The sequence below is a fragment of the Shewanella sp. SG41-4 genome (genome assembly GCF_014164505.1).
Taxonomy (GTDB): domain Bacteria; phylum Pseudomonadota; class Gammaproteobacteria; order Enterobacterales; family Shewanellaceae; genus Shewanella.
Genome location: NZ_JACJFI010000063.1, coordinates 1 through 17,600, shown reverse-complemented (window position 1 = coordinate 17,600; position 17,600 = coordinate 1). Strand labels below are relative to the sequence as shown.

At 43.8% G+C, this 17,600-nt stretch carries 11 protein-coding genes; all 11 read right to left on the bottom strand.

The features are described 5' to 3' along the window. Positions 1 to 473, bottom strand: a 473-nt coding sequence (locus H5202_RS08355) for an HlyD family secretion protein (protein ID WP_182771673.1), incomplete at its 3' end; no start/stop codon positions are given. Then, on the bottom strand, positions 463 to 1,896 hold the full coding sequence (locus H5202_RS08350; protein ID WP_220493806.1) for a TolC family protein: 1,434 nt from the start codon (positions 1,894 to 1,896) through the stop codon (positions 463 to 465). The genes H5202_RS08355 and H5202_RS08350, both read right to left, overlap by 11 nt. A 183-nt stretch (positions 1,897 to 2,079) precedes the next feature. After that, complete coding sequence (gene tldD, locus H5202_RS08345) at positions 2,080 to 3,528, bottom strand: metalloprotease TldD (protein ID WP_011639146.1); 1,449 nt, start codon at positions 3,526 to 3,528, stop codon at positions 2,080 to 2,082. Positions 3,529 to 3,623: 95 nt separating this feature from the next. Further along, positions 3,624 to 4,454 carry a carbon-nitrogen hydrolase family protein gene (locus H5202_RS08340; protein ID WP_182771672.1) on the bottom strand — a complete coding sequence of 277 codons (831 nt, stop codon included), beginning with the start codon at positions 4,452 to 4,454 and terminating at the stop codon, positions 3,624 to 3,626. After that, positions 4,378 to 8,736 carry a YhdP family protein gene (locus tag H5202_RS08335; RefSeq protein ID WP_182771671.1) on the bottom strand — a complete coding sequence of 1,453 codons (4,359 nt, stop codon included), beginning with the start codon at positions 8,734 to 8,736 and terminating at the stop codon, positions 4,378 to 4,380. The genes H5202_RS08340 and H5202_RS08335 overlap by 77 nt, the downstream gene beginning before the upstream one ends. After that, positions 8,736 to 10,226: a ribonuclease G gene (gene rng / locus H5202_RS08330; RefSeq protein ID WP_182771670.1), complete on the bottom strand. Its 1,491-nt coding sequence runs from the start codon at positions 10,224 to 10,226 to the stop codon at positions 8,736 to 8,738. Before rng ends, H5202_RS08335 begins: the two co-directional genes overlap by 1 nt. 81 nt (positions 10,227 to 10,307) lie before the next feature. Then, entirely contained in the window at positions 10,308 to 10,895 is a 588-nt protein-coding gene (locus H5202_RS08325) for a Maf family protein (protein WP_182771669.1), read from the bottom strand. Positions 10,896 to 10,951: 56 nt separating this feature from the next. Then, complete coding sequence (gene mreD / locus H5202_RS08320) at positions 10,952 to 11,443, bottom strand: rod shape-determining protein MreD (RefSeq protein ID WP_182771668.1); 492 nt, start codon at positions 11,441 to 11,443, stop codon at positions 10,952 to 10,954. Beyond that, positions 11,440 to 12,399, bottom strand: coding sequence for a rod shape-determining protein MreC (gene mreC / locus H5202_RS08315; RefSeq protein ID WP_182771667.1), 960 nt, complete (start codon positions 12,397 to 12,399; stop codon positions 11,440 to 11,442). Before mreC ends, mreD begins: the two co-directional genes overlap by 4 nt. Before the next feature lie 63 nt (positions 12,400 to 12,462). Next, positions 12,463 to 13,512 carry a rod shape-determining protein gene (locus H5202_RS08310; protein ID WP_011639153.1) on the bottom strand — a complete coding sequence of 350 codons (1,050 nt, stop codon included), beginning with the start codon at positions 13,510 to 13,512 and terminating at the stop codon, positions 12,463 to 12,465. Positions 13,513 to 13,704: 192 nt separating this feature from the next. Then, positions 13,705 to 17,373: a DUF6701 domain-containing protein gene (locus tag H5202_RS08305; RefSeq protein ID WP_182771666.1), complete on the bottom strand. Its 3,669-nt coding sequence runs from the start codon at positions 17,371 to 17,373 to the stop codon at positions 13,705 to 13,707. Between the last annotated feature and the right edge of the window lie 227 nt (positions 17,374 to 17,600).

Sequence of the window (17,600 nt, the reverse complement as noted above, 5' to 3'; positions counted from 1 at the left end):
TATTTAGCCGCTTGCCATTGAGTGTAAGCTTCATCACGTTTTTGCCGTGCGACAACACCTTCATCAAATAAGTTTTCAATTCGTTGATACGTTTTTAGGCCAAGTTCGGTGGCAGCCTTGGCTTTTAACCATTGCTCTTTAGCGGCGGTAACTTGTTGCTGCCTTGCACCATTATTGGCTTGTTGCTGCATAGCGGTTGCCGCTTCAAGGCCACCTTGGGCCTGCAGTAGCTTGGCATCTAACTCTGGGCTGCTGATGGCAAACAAAATATCATCCACATCGACTTGATCGCCTTTGCGAACCAAAACTTGCTCAACTCGCCCCGGTACTTTAGACGAGATATTATATTCACGAGCTTCTATTTGCCCTTGTAACACTGTCGGTTGAGGCGTAAAAGCCAGCTTTACGCCGTATCCTAACAATAATATAAGCAGCACGAATGCGACCACCGCGATGATCTTGTTAGCCCGCATTAGCAGCCCCTTGAAATTGAGTTCGGTTAATAAATTCTTCTACTTGACCACTAATGGCCATCACTTTGGCGTAGGCTTGCATATAACGATATTTAGCGCCTAACTGCTGAGTTTTAACCGCAGTTAAGCTTAACTCAGCATCGATTCTATCAATTGAAGTGGATAAGCCTTGGTTAAAGGACAACTCTCGCAAACGTAAATTCTCGGTCGCTAATGCTAATGACACATCTAGCGCATCCGCTTCTTCTTTAGCTTGCAGCATCTGCCGATAACTCTGATCAATCAGCAAACTTAAATCTTGTTTGGTTTGTGCTTTGGTATAACGCGCTTGCAGCAAAGCACTTTTCGCCGCTTGCACTTTTCCACTGCGACCATCACGGCTAATCAGCGGTATGCTCATCCCAACTCCCACCATCCAGTCTGGCTCCACTTGGGAAAATAAGCTGTCATCTTCATACAAGGTGTAGTTACCGTATAAATACACCGTGGGATAATAACTACCCTTTTCTAAGTCGACTAAACCATTGGCTTGGGCTTCTTTAGCTTCGAGTAATTTTAATGCCGGATGCTGAGTTAATGTCAGCTGACTAAGATAGGGCAATGAAGGTTGTTGTTCGAGTAAAAACAGTGCCGAAATAGGCTCGACCGACGGTATGTGTAACATCCTTGCTAAAGCTATTTCGGTCATTTCGTATTGACGCTTGGTTTTACCCCAGTTTACTTTGGCATTTTCTAACGCGACTTGGGCATTTAAGCGTTCAACTTTGGCGATTTGCCCTTGTTGCTCTAATTTTTGCGCATGACTCACATGTAAGGTTAACGAGTCCACCAGCTGCTTTTGGGTATCTGCTAAGGTTTTGGTCACCGACACTGCGTAATAGCGATCAACTAACTGAAGAAATAACTCACGCCGAGCGAGGGCAAACTCTTGTTCTCTCTCTGAAACTTGGGCTGCATGTATTCCTTGGGCTGCGGTAATTTTACCGCCGGTATAAATGGGCCACATGGCTTGCAAACTGGCACGAAACACATCTTGTTCGGTAAACGGAGTGACAAAAAGAGAGCCTGGAATTTCAGCTAATGCACTACTAAGAGCTGCTGGTAATGTACTTGTGTCGAGAGTCGCTAATGGATTCAAGTCACGTAAATCAAGTTCGATAGGTTTTTCGAGGCGAGTATAGCTGCCAGCAATATTAAGTGACGGGTAATTTAACGCATCACCTGCATCTTCTTCCGCTTTGGCACGGTTGACTAGCTGAGCTTTAGCTTGAAGCTGATCACTCACTTGCGCCAATTGCTGCCAAGCATGACTAAAGGTAACGGGTTCTGCAAAAACACTAAGATGAACAAATAAAACACTGAAGCACAGAGTAAGGCTCACTCGTCTGCGACAATATGTACTGATATGACGTTGTGCAACCATAAACACCTCTAGAGCTAATACTCTAATTCTTGATAGATGATAACGTAGTTCCGTTATTATCACAGCCACTAGATCATAAAGTGAATATTCATTTACTCACACAAGAGAGTGATCACAGTTTAGATAGCAACAACTCACTGAGTATAGATATTCAGTGAGTTGCCAACGCATTGAAGATTAGTATTAAGCAGTGCCACCAACCGTTAGACGATCAATTTTTAGAGTAGGCTGACCAACGCCAACAGGCACGCTTTGCCCGTCTTTACCGCACACGCCAACGCCTTTATCTAAGGCCAAGTCATTACCGACCATTGAAATGAGTCCCATGGCTTCGGGGCCATTTCCAATTAAGGTCGCGCCTTTAATCGCCTGAGTCACTTCACCATCTTCGATCAAATAGGCTTCCGAAGCAGAGAACACAAACTTACCAGAGGTAATATCGACTTGTCCGCCACCAAAGTTAGGTGCGTAGATACCTTTTTTAACTGACTTAATAATGTCAGCTGGGTTTGACTCACCAGCATTCATATAAGTATTGGTCATACGCGGCATAGGTAAATGTGCATAAGATTCGCGGCGTCCGTTGCCTGTAGGTTCTTGCCCCATTAAGCGGGCATTTAACTTATCTTGCATGTAACCTTTTAAAATACCGTTCTCAATTAAGGTGGTTTTTTGACTTGGCACGCCTTCATCATCGATGCTTAATGAACCGCGACGATTTTCCAGGGTACCGTCATCCACGATGGTCACTAAAGTCGACGCCACTTGCTGGCCCATTTTACCGCTAAATGCACTGCTGCCTTTACGGTTAAAGTCACCTTCTAAACCATGGCCAACAGCTTCATGCAGTAAAACACCAGGCCAACCATTACCTAACACCACGGTCATTTCACCGGCGGGTGCATCAATAGCATTGACATTAACTTGTGCTTGGCGCACTGCTTCGCGGGCAAACTCAAAACTCTGCGGTAAGCCAGCGTCATCGGTGGCTAAAAAAGCGCTGTAATCGTGACGACCGCCACCACCAGCACTACCACGTTCGCGCTTACCTTTGTCTTCTAAGATAACACTACAGTTAAAGCGCACTAATGGACGAATATCAGCTGCTAATGTTCCGTCACTGGCGGCAATCAATATTTCTTCATGCACACCAGATAAACTCACGACTACCTGAATAATTCGGCTGTCGAGGCTACGAATATAAGCATCGGCTTGCTTTAACAAATCGATTTTCTTCACTTCGTCCATAGCAGCAATGGGATCGGCACTGTCATACAATTTATGGGCTGTTTGGCGCTTAAAAGCTTGTACTTTATGTTGCTCACCAGCACTGGCGATACCGCGAGCCGCTTTTGCTGCTGCATCTAAAGCTGCTGGGGTAATTTCGTCAGCATAAGCAAAACCAGTTTTTTCACCGGTAATGGCACGCACACCGACTCCGCGCTCAATATGAAAGCTGCCTTCTTTTACAATGCCATCTTCTAATACCCAAGACTCATGGCGACAAGCTTGGAAATACAGGTCTGAAAAATCGATATTGTGTTGATGAATGGTATTTAAGTAACCTTGCAGTCCATCTAAGGTTAATCCATCTTGCAATAAACTCTGCTCTACTTGGGTTAAAAATGGCATTAAAACTCTCTTTTTTAATTGGTAACGCGTACTGCGAATTTAGTTTCTGTCAGGCTCGTTCAGTGTTATTTCAACCAGTATTATTTCAACCAGTGTTATTTCAGCTGCGGCTCTAAAAATCGATTATGGCCTATCACCGGCATTTGTTGACGAATACGCCTTAGCTCCGTTAAATCGACTTTAGCTTGTACCCAGCCACACTCAGTGGCTTGCTCTGCAATCACTCGGCCCCATGGGTTGACGATCATACTGTGACCCCACGTTTCTCGACTGCCTTCATTATGTTGTCCCCATTGGCCCGCCCCCAATAAATAACATTGCGTTTCAATGGCTCGGGCTTGTAATAACACCTGCCAATGCGCTTCACCAGTGACTTTGGTAAAAGCAGAAGGTAACGCAATATAGTCTGCACCCGCTAAACGCAACGCTCGAAACATATCGCCAAAACGGATATCGTAACAAACGGCTAAGCCGACTTTGCCAAAAGGGGTATCAATAACACAAATGCGATCACCAGGATGAAAGGTATCACTTTCGCGATAAGTCTTGGTGCCATCGGCGACCTCAACATCGAATAAATGCAGTTTATCGTAATGACCTAGGGTGACGCCATGATCATCAAAAAAATAACAGCGGCTAAAGACTCTACCATCATCTGCACGCATGGGAATGGTGCCGGCAATAAAATACACTTGGTATTGTTTCGCCATTGCCGCTAATGCGTCTTTGAGCTCACTTTGATGCTCGCTGCCAGCATGTTCAAGTTGTTGGCTCTCATGACCACCAAACAATAAACAGCACTCGGGTAACACCACCAATTGCGCTTCATTGGCATCACGGGGTAAGTCTTTAAGCTGCGTGTCGACAAACGCGAGATTGGCTTTGACATCGCGACTGCTTTGACATTGTAATAAGCTTATTTGCATCTCTAACTCCTTGCAGCATAACGACATTAGTTGCAGGCTTGGCCAAAGACTTACTCATTGGCTCTACTTTAGCGTTCTTGGCTGATGGTTGATTCACATCAGATGGATTATCGATAACTGGCATGAGCAGGTCAGAAGGCGAGTTTGGTAACGATTTATCTTCTGATTCACGGCTGTTATTGCCACGCTGAACATCTGCATCAATGTTAGTTGCTGCCTTAGTGTCTATGTTAGCTTTAGTTTCTACGTTAGCTTTAGTTTCTACGTTAGCTTTAGTATCTACGTTAGTTTTGGCTTTAGTTCCAATAGTCGTCTCTACACTGGTCTCATCCGCCTGCGGCAAAATTGCCTTAGGTATTTCGATTTCTTTACTCTTACGCTCAAGCTCTTCTAGTTGCGGGTTGTCCATGGTACCGGTGACTCGAAATCGAATTTCAGAGATAATTTCAATAACCGGTTCTAACACTTTCGTAAGAGCAAACGCGCCTAAACCCAAGGTCCATGCACTGGTACTCAATAACACCACGGTTGGCACACTTGAGGCAAGTTGCGGCACAAAACGGATATCATAATTTAAGCTTTGGGTGGTTAAGTCGGTGTAACCTCTTACTCGCATATTACCAGCAATGGCATCCATTTCAGAATCGGTGGTTTTAACCACACCATTATCAATCGTTAGGTTACCGTTAAAGGTATTGAAATATAAACCTTCACCGAACACATCCGAAAAATCTAACGATAATTTACGTAATAACGAATCTAAACTGAATAACGAAAACACTCGAGCGCCTTTATCACTAATCTCCGATAAATGACCTTTGCCTAAATCAAACTTAAGTTGGCCATTTAAGGTGTCGAGGGTGAAGTGGTAAGGCGTGCCTTGCCAAGATAACTGACCGGAGAGATCCAGTGGTGCATCCTGCAGCCCAGGATTAATTTTTAACATGGTCGATAAGTCATCAAACTTGTCGGCCTGTAAATTAACCTCAAATAGGGTTTTATCGATACCATTTTCAACAGACCATAAACCATTGGCTTGTAATGCTACCGTCGGTTTGGTGATTGAAATAGTTTGAAATTGATAGCCTTGTTTATGCGGCAAACCTTGCAGAACTAAGTGACCTAGCGATAAATCATTAACACTAAAATCATCAACATCTACAGCTAAAGTGGGCAGATGTTCTAGCATGGAAGTTGGCGCTGACTCAACGGTTTCAATGGTTTCAATGGTTTCAATGGTTTCAATGCCACTCACGGTTGGGGATAAATGCAGCTTTTTCGCAACGACTTTGATGCCTTGATCGCGCCAATTAGAATAAAAATCGATACGTCCTTCAAACTGCTGTGACTCAGCGTCTACACGCCACACATGCTCAGTGGGTTGAGCGTCAAAATGCAATTTATCAAATGATTGTCCCAATACATTTAATTGGCCGATGTTGGCATGAATACCAGCTAATGTGGGAAATGCTGGTGCTGCGGCTTCAATCGAAGAGGCGGCATTTTGCTGTGCCGTAGCACTAGGCAGCTCTACTGCCGATAAGATACGGTCGCGTACCGATGAAGTGATAACTTCAGGTTCTGCGGAGGCACTGAATCCATTAATGAGCGGGAGCCATTGCGCTAAATTGACTTTAGGCAGATCTAAATGTAGATGTCCCTGTTGTTTATTTAAGTTGTCACCAAGTCTAAAGTGGCGACCAATCATGACATCGTAAAAGGCAAGCTGACTGCCATTATCGGCATTAAATCCACCCCAAAACTCCACATCATTACCCAGTTTAATGCTCAATGATGATTGTTTGTTATCGCCAATAAGATCCGCACTCAGCTTTCTAGGTTCGCCTGCGGCTTTTTGATAAGGCATCGGTAAATCTAATGACGTACCGATAAGATCGGAATTAGCAGAGACTTGAAGGCTGTAACCACTGGGGTCAAAAATCATGGTTAGTCCGCCATTCCAGTCTAGCTGTCCATGATACGTTTCTGTCAGTGGGTTATCTAAACTGGCAGGCAGTGCATCAAGATCCCATTTGCCACGCATATCGACATTTAATGCTAAATTGCCGTTGTTTTTGGCTGTTTTTACGCTAAATGTTAACGGCTGTTGAAACAATTTAGCCTTAATATTGTTACCTTCAATTAATTGATTTACAAAGCTCACTTGCCCAGACACAGCCTGTAAATCTAAACCCGGCGTGTTAATAAACACTGGATTATTAACAAGCGTGACTTGGCCTTTAATCAATTGTTCACCCCCTTTATATAAGGGAATTGAAAGATCTAATGTGGTATTAATTTGCCTTTGGATTTGCACTACATTTAACGTTGCTCCGACAGAATCCTTCAGAGACGAGGCATTAATCACTTTGGTGGCGGCTTGTGCATCAGTGGTGATATCTGCTTCAACTCTTAATAAAGACTCTTTACCAAGGTGTGGAATAGAGACTCGCGCGCCATCCACTACCACGTTATCGAGTTTTCCCTGCTCAATAAGCAAATCCATCATGTCATTTTCAAACAATGCGGAAAGCGTTAGCGAGCTAACGGCAGGCCAATTAGGTTGGAATTTAAAGCTGCCACTATCAAGGGTAAAGCCGGCTTGAAATACGCCACTGCTGTCTTGATAAGGATAATCGCCTAATGCACCATGCCAAACGACTTGTGCATCGTTAATTTTCCCAGCAACCAAACCGCCATTAAGGTAGTTGACTAAGTTTGGGCTCATCGCCATTAATGGAAAATAACGCCCAAGATGAGAGACATCATTTACAGTGACATGCGCAGCTAAGCCCATATGTGCCTGTTGAGAAAGCTCAAGGTTTAAGCCTGCTTGCAGGGCAATGTCATCATTAATAAATTCAATGTTAGGTACGGTTAAGCGTTGCTGCTCTACATTATAACGCCCCATAATTGGGTTGCCATGCAGCACAATTGGCTCACTAAAATCACCGCTAAAGTCGAGCGTATATTCCTGCTCTGGCAATGCAAACTCAAGTTGATTATTCGCCCAGGTGAGTTGAGCATCTAAAGGGCTAATGCCAGGAATTGACTGATAAGGTTGCCACTGTATTTGTTGTAACTCTACCTTAGCGATAAGGGGTTTGTCGGCCGGTTTATACAGCCGAATAGGTCCTATGAGTCCCTGAGGATTGAGTTGTTGCCATGTGCTTACTTGCTGCTTACCCAAATCGGGCACTAACGGCAACATTGGGGTTAAGTTTGCAGGAATAATCTGGTTGGCGTAACCAAAAAAGTCACCCTCGCGAGTGCCTATCGCCAACGTCAATAATGGCCAAGTTTGATCATTGGTCGATAAATCTAAATCGTGACTGTCAATTTTCCAGCCATCGGGTTGTGGGGTCCATTGCAATGAACCGGAGTTAATTGCGAATTTTTGCTGGGTGTCGGCATCGCGCCATTGTAACCAACTCGGTTTAAAAACTAATATACCATCGCGAATTTGACGATTGGCGAATGTCATCCACGCGTCAAGGTTTATCACGCCTTGAAATTCAATATTATCAGTGTTTGTTTGAGCGGTATGCTGTCTTGACGCCCATTCACCTAAGTCTAATGAGTCTGCGGTAACGTAAAGTTGGCCCGTTACAGTATCTGGTTGATAACCATCACCGTTCAGATCAATACGTAACGTTAACTGTTCTTGCTGCGACTGAAGTTGATCAACATGGATCATGCCTTGCGCTTGGTGACGATTTTCAGTGTTTTGCCATACCAGGTTATCGATGAAAATCGGCTGATAAGCATGTTGTTTACTCACCAGTTGTAATGACGCATCGGTAATTGAAAAATGCCCCAACTGCTCTAATAACAAGCTGTACAACCAATCAAGATTTGCTTTATCACCCGCTTTTGCTTGGTCATCACTAGCCGTTAATTGATCAAGGTTTAACGCCACTTCTACACCATCAAATACCACCGTTTCAATCTGTGGGCTTAAGGTGAAGAGCGACTGCCAAAAATCGAGTTTGATGTGCACCTTTTCGCTAATAACGGTAATCGGTAGATTATCTTGTGGCGGCAAAACTAAATGGTTAACGGTAAGTGCAGGCCCAAAAGCCTCCCATTCGGCACTCAGTTTATCCATCTGCACATGCAGTTGGTATTCGCTTTTAAGATAATGGATTAACTCAGTACGGACTTCTGGAATATGGGGCAATAAACCGCGAATAAGGCTCACGACCAGTGCAAAAAGCACCAGCGCAATAGCCAAAATTTGCCAACATAATCTGTTGATATTTACCGTCTGAGTTGTCGACACTACATCATCACCACATCATATTTACTTTGAATGTATAACGGTTCATTTTGCAAACGAATACGCTTACCAATGTAGACTTCTAATTCTGCCAGCAAATGTGATTCATCACCACTAAAGCTCATATACACCGCTGGCGAACAATACAGTAAAAATTCATCGGCTTTATAAGCTCGATCTAAACGGATAATTTCGCGAAAAATTTCATATGACACGGTTTCAATGGTTTTCATGGTGCCGGTGCCTTTACAAGAAGGACACTCGCCGCACACCACATGCTCTAAACTTTCGCGAGTACGTTTACGGGTCATTTCCACTAAACCCAAGCCAGAAAAACCACTGACACTGGTTTTTACGCGATCTAACGCCAATGCCGCATTTAAGCTTTCTAGCACCCGCGCTTGGTGTTCTTTATTCAACATATCGATAAAGTCGATAATAATAATCCCACCCAAATTACGTAACCGCAGTTGTCTTGCAATCGCTTGAGTGGCTTCCAGATTAGTGTTGAAAATGGTTTCTTCTAGATTCCGATGGCCAACAAATGCGCCGGTATTAATGTCGACTGTGGTCATGGCTTCGGTTTGGTCAATAATTAAATAACCGCCAGACTTGAGCTCAACCTTGCGGCCTAAAGCCCGCTGAACTTCATTTTCAACATCATACAATTCAAAAATAGGTGCAGGGCCAGCATAATGCTCAATTTTCTCTGCTATTTCAGGCATAAATTCTTGAGCAAATTGTTGCAGTTCGGCATAAGTTCGACGTGAATCGACTTGAATATGGTCGAGTTCGGTTCCGACAAAATCTCGAATGATCCGCACGGGTAATGCTAAATCTTGATACAGTAAAATAACGCCTTTACGCTTACGACGTTCGCTAACTTTAGCCCACACTCGGCGTAAAAAGGCAGCATCTTGAGCCAGCTCATCTTCACCCACATTTTCAGCCGCGGTACGAATAATAAAGCCACCGTCATCATCGACATAAGGGAGAGTAATATTTTTAAGGCGTTGACGTTCATCTTCCAGTTCAATACGTTGCGATACGCCAACATGACTAGAACCAGGCATAAAGACTAAATAACGTGAGGGTAAGGTAATGTCGGTCGTTAGGCGTGCGCCTTTGGTTCCCAGTGGGTCTTTAACCACTTGCACCATAATGTCTTGCCCTTGACGCACAAGCTCAGCAATATCACGCACCACGAAGTTGCCTTTTTCGACATCGGCAACGCATTCAGTATGAGGAACAATATCTGAGGCATGTAAGAAAGCAGCTTTATCCAAGCCAATATCAACAAACGCGGCTTGCATACCTGGGAGGACACGACTGATTTTACCTTTGTAAATATTGCCGACTAAACCTCGCTTCATGCGACGTTCAATATGCACCTCTTGTAAAACACCATGCTCGACTAATGCTACACGCGCTTCTGTTGGCGTGACATTGATAAGTAATTCTGTGCCTTTTTTACGTTGTGCTTTTATGTTCATAAGCCACCAGTATTCGGGTCATGCTCCAATCGTAATATTGACAGCAGTTGTACCACCGTAGATGACCGATTAAAGCAAAGGTTAAGTTTGCTGCATCATGCAGGCTAATAATTCACGTGTTTCGACTAACGGCAGACCGACGACAGCAGAGTAACTGCCTGTAATCGATTTAACAAAACAACCACCCAGAGCTTGTATGCCGTAAGCACCGGCCTTGTCCATAGGTTCACCTGAGGCTACATAAGCATCTATGTCTGCTGCAGATAATTCACAAAAACTCACTTGGGTACGACATAGTCGATTAAAGGTGTGTTTACCGTTTGTTAATGCTACTGCGGTCATCACCTCGTGAGTTTGACCGGATAATAATGCCAGCATACGTTTGGCATCATTTGAATCGATTGGTTTACCTAATATCAGGCCATTTAACACCACTATCGTATCAGAACCCAGAACTTGAGGCTGAGTAACATGGCCGCTAAGCGTTAGACCCGCTTGGGCTTTTTCAAGCGCGAGACGACACACATATTGCTCTGCGGTTTCAGTCAACAAAGGTGTTTCATCTATATCTGGTGCGACGAGCTGGAACGAAAAATCGAGATGACTAAATCCAGCTTGCGCCAGTAATTCTTTTCTTCTTGGTGATGTTGAAGCTAGTACCCATGCCATCTGTTGTTTACTCTAATTAGTGTACATTAAAACCATACTCACTTTAGTGCGTTGGATTAACGTACTTTATAATGGCGGCGCATATTGCGTAATACCCAGAACACCCACCACCAAATAAATAAACTCGAAATAGCGGGTAAAAACATGTCCACATTAAATGGTGCGGCGCCTACAACAACAAACTGCACCCAAAATATCACTGCATGATAAATACAAATAAAACAAGCCACCAGTAATGACTGTTGCCAACGAGTGTAATTGCGTAACTGTTGACACAACAACACCACTATATAAATCACTAATGACAGTGCTAATGAGCGGATCCCTAAATGAGCGCCCAACAACACATCAAGCATCACCCCTAACAACCACGCGGTCAAAATACTGTAACGATGCGGGAGCGCCATGGCCCAATACATCATCACCATCAATAGCCAATCAGGTCGCCAGGCTTCTACCATTTTTGGCAACGGCATAATCTGAAACATCATTCCGATGAATAAAGTCAGCCATACCACTAAGCGACCATTTGCAATGTGTGCGCTCATTGAGTTACCTCGACTTTTACTGGCGTAGTGGTCGTTTCTGAGGGTTGAGATTGGGGCTCTGAAGCATTTCCAGGGGTTGCAGCTGCGTTATCTGCCGCTTCTTTTACTAATGCTTGTACGCCATCAGGAAGCGTAAACGGTTTGGTTTCATCCGGCCAAATAAGTAACACATATCGAATACGGTCGAGGGCAGCCAAAGGCTGAGCATAAATTACGGCATAACTCTGGCCATCATCACGTGACACACTAATAACACGCGCAACGGGATACCCTTCAGGAAAACGATTACCCAGCCCTGAAGTAACTAATAAATCACCTACTATAATGTCAGTACTTTTAGCCACATGACGTAGTTCAATTTGGTCAATATCGCCCATACCATTAGCAATCGCCCGAACATCGTTACGGGTAACACGCACCGGAATACCATGAGTGGTATCTGACACCATCAATACCCGACTGGTAAACTCACTCACTTCAACTACCTGCCCCACAACGCCTTGGGCATCAACAACAGGCTGACCAACATAAATGCCGGTTTGCGAGCCATGATTTAACACCACAAATTGACGAAATGGATCACTGGCAACTTCCATCACTTCAGCCACCATTTTACGAGAGTCCATGTGCACAGGCGAACCGAGTAGTGCACGTAAACGCTCATTTTCTTGGCGAACATGCTCAAAACGTTGTAAACGTTCTGACATAACCAGTTGTTGGCGTAATAGTTCTTTGTTTTGTAGTTCAAGCATGTTGCGGGTGGCAAATGCCTCGGCGGACCAGTCGAGCATCACTCCTGGCACATTGGCTAAATACTGTAGAGGACTTAATACTGAGGATAAAGATTGGCGCATTGGATCTAGGCGATTATTGGTCATTAGTAATGCCACCGACAAAATAATTGCCAGTGTTAATCTAAATTGACTCGATACGCCACGAACGAAAATTGGTTTCATAAATTGTTCGCAACTTTGTTAACCCATAAAATTACATTAACAAAGCCGCTCAGCAGTTGATAATTAGTTCTCTTCAGAGAACAAATCACCACCATGCATATCAATCATTTCAAGGGCTTTACCGCCACCACGAGCAACACAAGTCAGCGGATCGTCTGCGACCATGACAGGAATGCCAGTTTCTTGCATTAATAAACGGTCTAGGTCACGTAGTAATGCACCACCGCCAGTTAACACCATGCCGCGCTCGGAAATATCTGAAGCGAGCTCTGGTGGCGACTGCTCAAGAGCAACCATTACCGCGCTCACAATGCCAGATAATGGCTCTTGTAATGCTTCTAAGATTTCATTGCTGTTCAAAGTGAAACTTCTTGGCACACCTTCAGCAAGATTACGACCGCGCACTTCAATTTCAAGTACTTCGTCACCTGGGTATGCGGTACCGATAGTATGCTTAATTCGTTCAGCGGTTGCTTCACCAATTAAACTACCGTAGTTACGGCGCACATAGTTAATAATGGCGTCGTCGAACTTATCTCCACCGATACGCACCGATGAAGAATACACCACACCATTCAACGAAATAATCGCCACTTCGGTAGTACCACCACCAATATCGACAACCATAGAGCCGGTCGCTTCAGATACTGGTAAACCCGCACCTATCGCAGCAGCCATTGGCTCTTCGATTAGGTAAACTTCACGAGCACCCGCGCCCATTGCTGATTCGCGAATAGCTCGGCGTTCAACTTGAGTCGCGCCTACCGGAACACACACGAGTACGCGAGGACTAGGACGGAAGAAACTGTTGTTGTGCACTTGCTTGATAAAGTGCTGAAGCATTTTTTCGGTAACATAAAAATCGGCAATTACGCCGTCTTTCATTGGACGAATAGCTTGAATATTACCAGGCGTTCGGCCTAGCATTTGTTTTGCCTCTCTACCGACTGCAGCAACTGACTTTGGCCCATTGCTATTGCGTTCGCCGCGAATGGCAACCACTGAGGGTTCGTTCAACACGATGCCTTCATCGCGAACATAAATAAGAGTGTTTGCCGTACCTAAATCGATGGATAGGTCGTTAGAAAAAATGCCGCGCAACTTTTTGAACATGTATCAGGCCTGTATTCTGTGAAATCAGAAGAAGAAAAATCAGCTAACTTTATCAATGACACCCCTATTCTACAAGACCGAACAGGTTAACAATTGCTAATCTGACGTTTTTTTTTATAAAAGTATCTAAAAAAATGCTAATCGGTCAAATTTAATCCTAAAAAGCGTAAAAGAGATGCTTTTTTATTCGGATCATTGGCTAACCTCCCGCCAATAAATGATCTTATCATGGCCTCGGTAACGACCAAAGTACGCACTTGCTCTTGGGTCATAGAGTTGAGTCGGACTTACTTGGTCCCAATTCCAATACCACTTAAGCCAATTCTCGACTTTTAACGGTGCAGTCACTTGACCCCGATATGCTGCTGAACCAGTGTTCTGCCATAATAAAGGAAGCTGACCACTGGTCATCGGAATGTTCAAGGTACTGTTGCCATCACTGCGGGTAACCGTTTGGCCAGCGGTTAATAATGGGGCATATAATTCGCTACCATCAAGCACATCGACACCTTGAGTACAGTTATCATTGATGTTAGTTATCCAGCCGCTACCATTCCAATATTGGGCATAAGTTGGCATGCGTAAAATTTCATTTTCAGGGCCATAGGTATTATCCATCAACACTCTGCCATGGCGAAGATCTTGAGTCGACAATTGTTTCGCATTGCAGGTGTTACTGTCAGCACAAATGCCACTGCTGTCTGCACGCATATCCGGTGATCCAATAAACGACACAGCGCCATCATTATCAAAAGCTTGTACACCAATAGCTAACTGGCTAAATGGGCCATCCACACCAGGGGCTACTGCACGATTAAAATTAGCTTGATAAGATAATCCTACATTCGCTTCACCTAAAGCCCAAGTCCCTGCATTGATAGGCAGAGTGCTTAATCTGCTACTCAAATCCACACCATTGTTAATGTTTTCACCCACAAGGCTTGCACTACCTTTAGCAAAGGCACCTTGATAATTTTTGGTGATATAAGTACCGGTATTCAAAGCGCTTAAAGTTAACGTCAGACCAAAAGGTTGATCCATGTAAGTAAAGCTACCGCAAGATGGCAGAACACTTGAGCTACTGGCCACAAATCGGTCTGGTATAAAACGACCTATATTTGGAGAGACTGCCAATGGAATATCATAAAAACTCGACCCTAAATACGGGACCGATGGGTTAGCAGTAAGTTTAAAAACTCCCACTTCGGCTACTGACTGAGACACGGTATTACTGTTAGTGGTTTGTGCGACATGATTGTATAGCGATGAACCCACTGCACCTAACACACCTCCGGCTGGAGCAACCAACTGATGACCTAATACAATGTTAGTATGGGCATAATTAGGGGTATTTACATTATCGCAGTAATTTGTGTCACCATCCACTTGCCATGCTTTACCTTGAATAATTAAATCAAATGACTCGCCAGCTTTTTTATATCGATTACAAGTACTGCTAATATTTGCAGAGCACTCTGCAACACTATCCTTGGGGGTAACGCATAAGCCCACAGGGAAACTAACAAACTGATCTGAACCAACCATCACCAAGCCTTGTTCATCGCCTGTGCCGGTATATTTTGCATCTAGCTGCATTTTTCCTGCATCTGGATAGTTCACATTAATATTTGCTTTGCCCGTTGCATCAAATGCCAACGCAAGCGTGGTTGCTGCACTACTCTGTTTACCTACCACTATATTATTTACTGTTAATGACTGGCCACTAATTGGTGTGGAGGGGTCGATATAAGTACTCCAAAAACCGACATTTTTGGTTGTACTGGCAAAAGTAGGCACACATTGCAGGGTACTATCTGATTTTTTCACTGCACTTATGGATATATTACCTGTTGGTTTGTTAGCTAACTTATCTGGTACATCAAAAATAAACCCGCTTTCGGCAAAGCTTAAGGTACAACTTGCTATAGTTAGCCCTCCCGAACCACGGCGGCACAAGCTGTTACTGCCTGCGATGGTAGACGGAACTGAAGATGTCACCCCAATAGTGACTGGCGTAGTCACATTATTGCGTAAAGTGACAGTTGCACTGCCATTTATAAACTGCACCATATCGGTTTTATTACCGTCAACATACCAAGCTCCATTGATATTAGGAGCGAGAGATAAAGTTGCCTGTACAGGGTCAGTAAACAAATTACACACTGCATCTTTACAAGCTCTAACCGTCATGGCTTCGGCCTTACAGGTGAGTGGAGAGCTTGTATAGTCAAACTCAAAATGATGAATTTGTTGACCGACCGGATTGGATTTAAGGGCGCAAACCTTAAAGTTATCCATCTCATGATTATTATTTGAGCCACCCGTGGATCCTGTAATAGATAAGTAAAAATCTTTAGGTACTGGTGCTTGCCCCGAAAAGCTTAATGCATCAAAAGGAGCAATTAAAGTCACATAATCAGCAGGATTACCCCTATTAAGCGTATCACGTAACACTGACACCATGGCCTTACCTGACGTTCTTGAATCAATGATGATTTTGTATTTATGATTTGGTTGAGCGCTGGACGTACTCCGAACATCAATTTTAGGACTAATGTTGGCATTAGTTCCTGTTAGATATTGGTAATTTGTACCAGAGGAACCACGGATAGCCACGGCCTGAGCCCTAAAACCTGGCCCACCAACTTTACCTTCATTGGGGCTAGAAAAATTACCATACTCATCCAGCGCAATACCTAACCAACCACCTGCAAAACCAGGAGTGCCGTTGTTACGCTGTGCATATCCTAAAGCGCCACCAAAACTACCCGGTTGAGGAGTAATACTGGCATCGGACAGAATGATGGCTATACCATCAGCTCCCGTACCCGACTGGCTCGACCAAGCATAATAGTCAAACTCCAGCTCAACTAAGTTATCCGCTGCTGGGAACAAACGCTGATAAGTACTTGATGTTGCTTGATTGCCTCGAGCAGAGGTAAAACGCAGACGCCCTTCCTCTATTGCAGGCGGCAATGACGAGCCTAATACCTTGAGCGCCCAATCATCACCCACTGAGGTGCGGTTAAAATCATCAGTAAAACAAGTTAAAGGAGTCTCGATCTTAATAGTACAATCAGGAACAACATCGATTAAGTTGGCACTATCAACAAAGGTTACTGATGAACTCCCCCCCAATACGATATCTTTCCCAGTAACAGCGCCTTTAATTTTTGCGGAACCATTAATGGTAACTGTGCTTTCAGATACCACATAAGCATTCAAACTTGCGCCGCCTTCAATTTCAAATTTGCCATAATGATAAAATAGTAAATTTTCTGGGGAACTGGCTAGCGTTAAATTTTTCTGAATATAATCATTTTTGATAAAAAAAGTCACTCGCCCTGTCGTTGGGAATACCAATTGAACACCATTATTGATGCTCATTGTTTCTATCCAATACTGTCCTGAGGAAAATTCAATCTTGCCAGAGGTAGCAGACAAATTTTTGATTTTGTATTTACCATTACTAGTAGCAAAAACAATCTTTTTATCACTACCATTAGCGACTGACACATTACGATATTCACCTTCGGCGATATTAACCGTTTCATTACCAAAAGTCGGAGGGCCTAAATCAACCGTACTGCTTGATTGGCACTGGGCAAAATTGATACGTCCTGATGGTAATTCTGCAAGATCTCCACCTTCACGGCATGCTCGAGAAGCACCATTGGAGGGAATACAAGAATTAAAGTTCTTGTCTCCACCTTGATTATAATTATTAGTTGGCAGTTTACCGTTACTCGGTGCATTGATAATCGTGGCAGAATTTAACGTTATTGTGCCACTGGTATCAAAATTATTAACACCTTCTTTAAAAGTGGTACGCCAATCAGCTAATGCGGATGTAAAAGGCATCAATATGCCAAGAACTACACATGGAACAATCGCTAATACTCTAAATTTTTTAGATGATTTCAACAACGTAACTCTAGTTTCCACGAGCTTCTACCTCCACTTGACGGCTGACTCGCAAACACGTTGAACTGTTTGAGTTTCCTGCACAGTTACCCGTTTCACAAACCGCTAAGCTGTTAATTCGATATTGAATCTCACCATCCGCAGCAGCAGTATTACAAGTCACT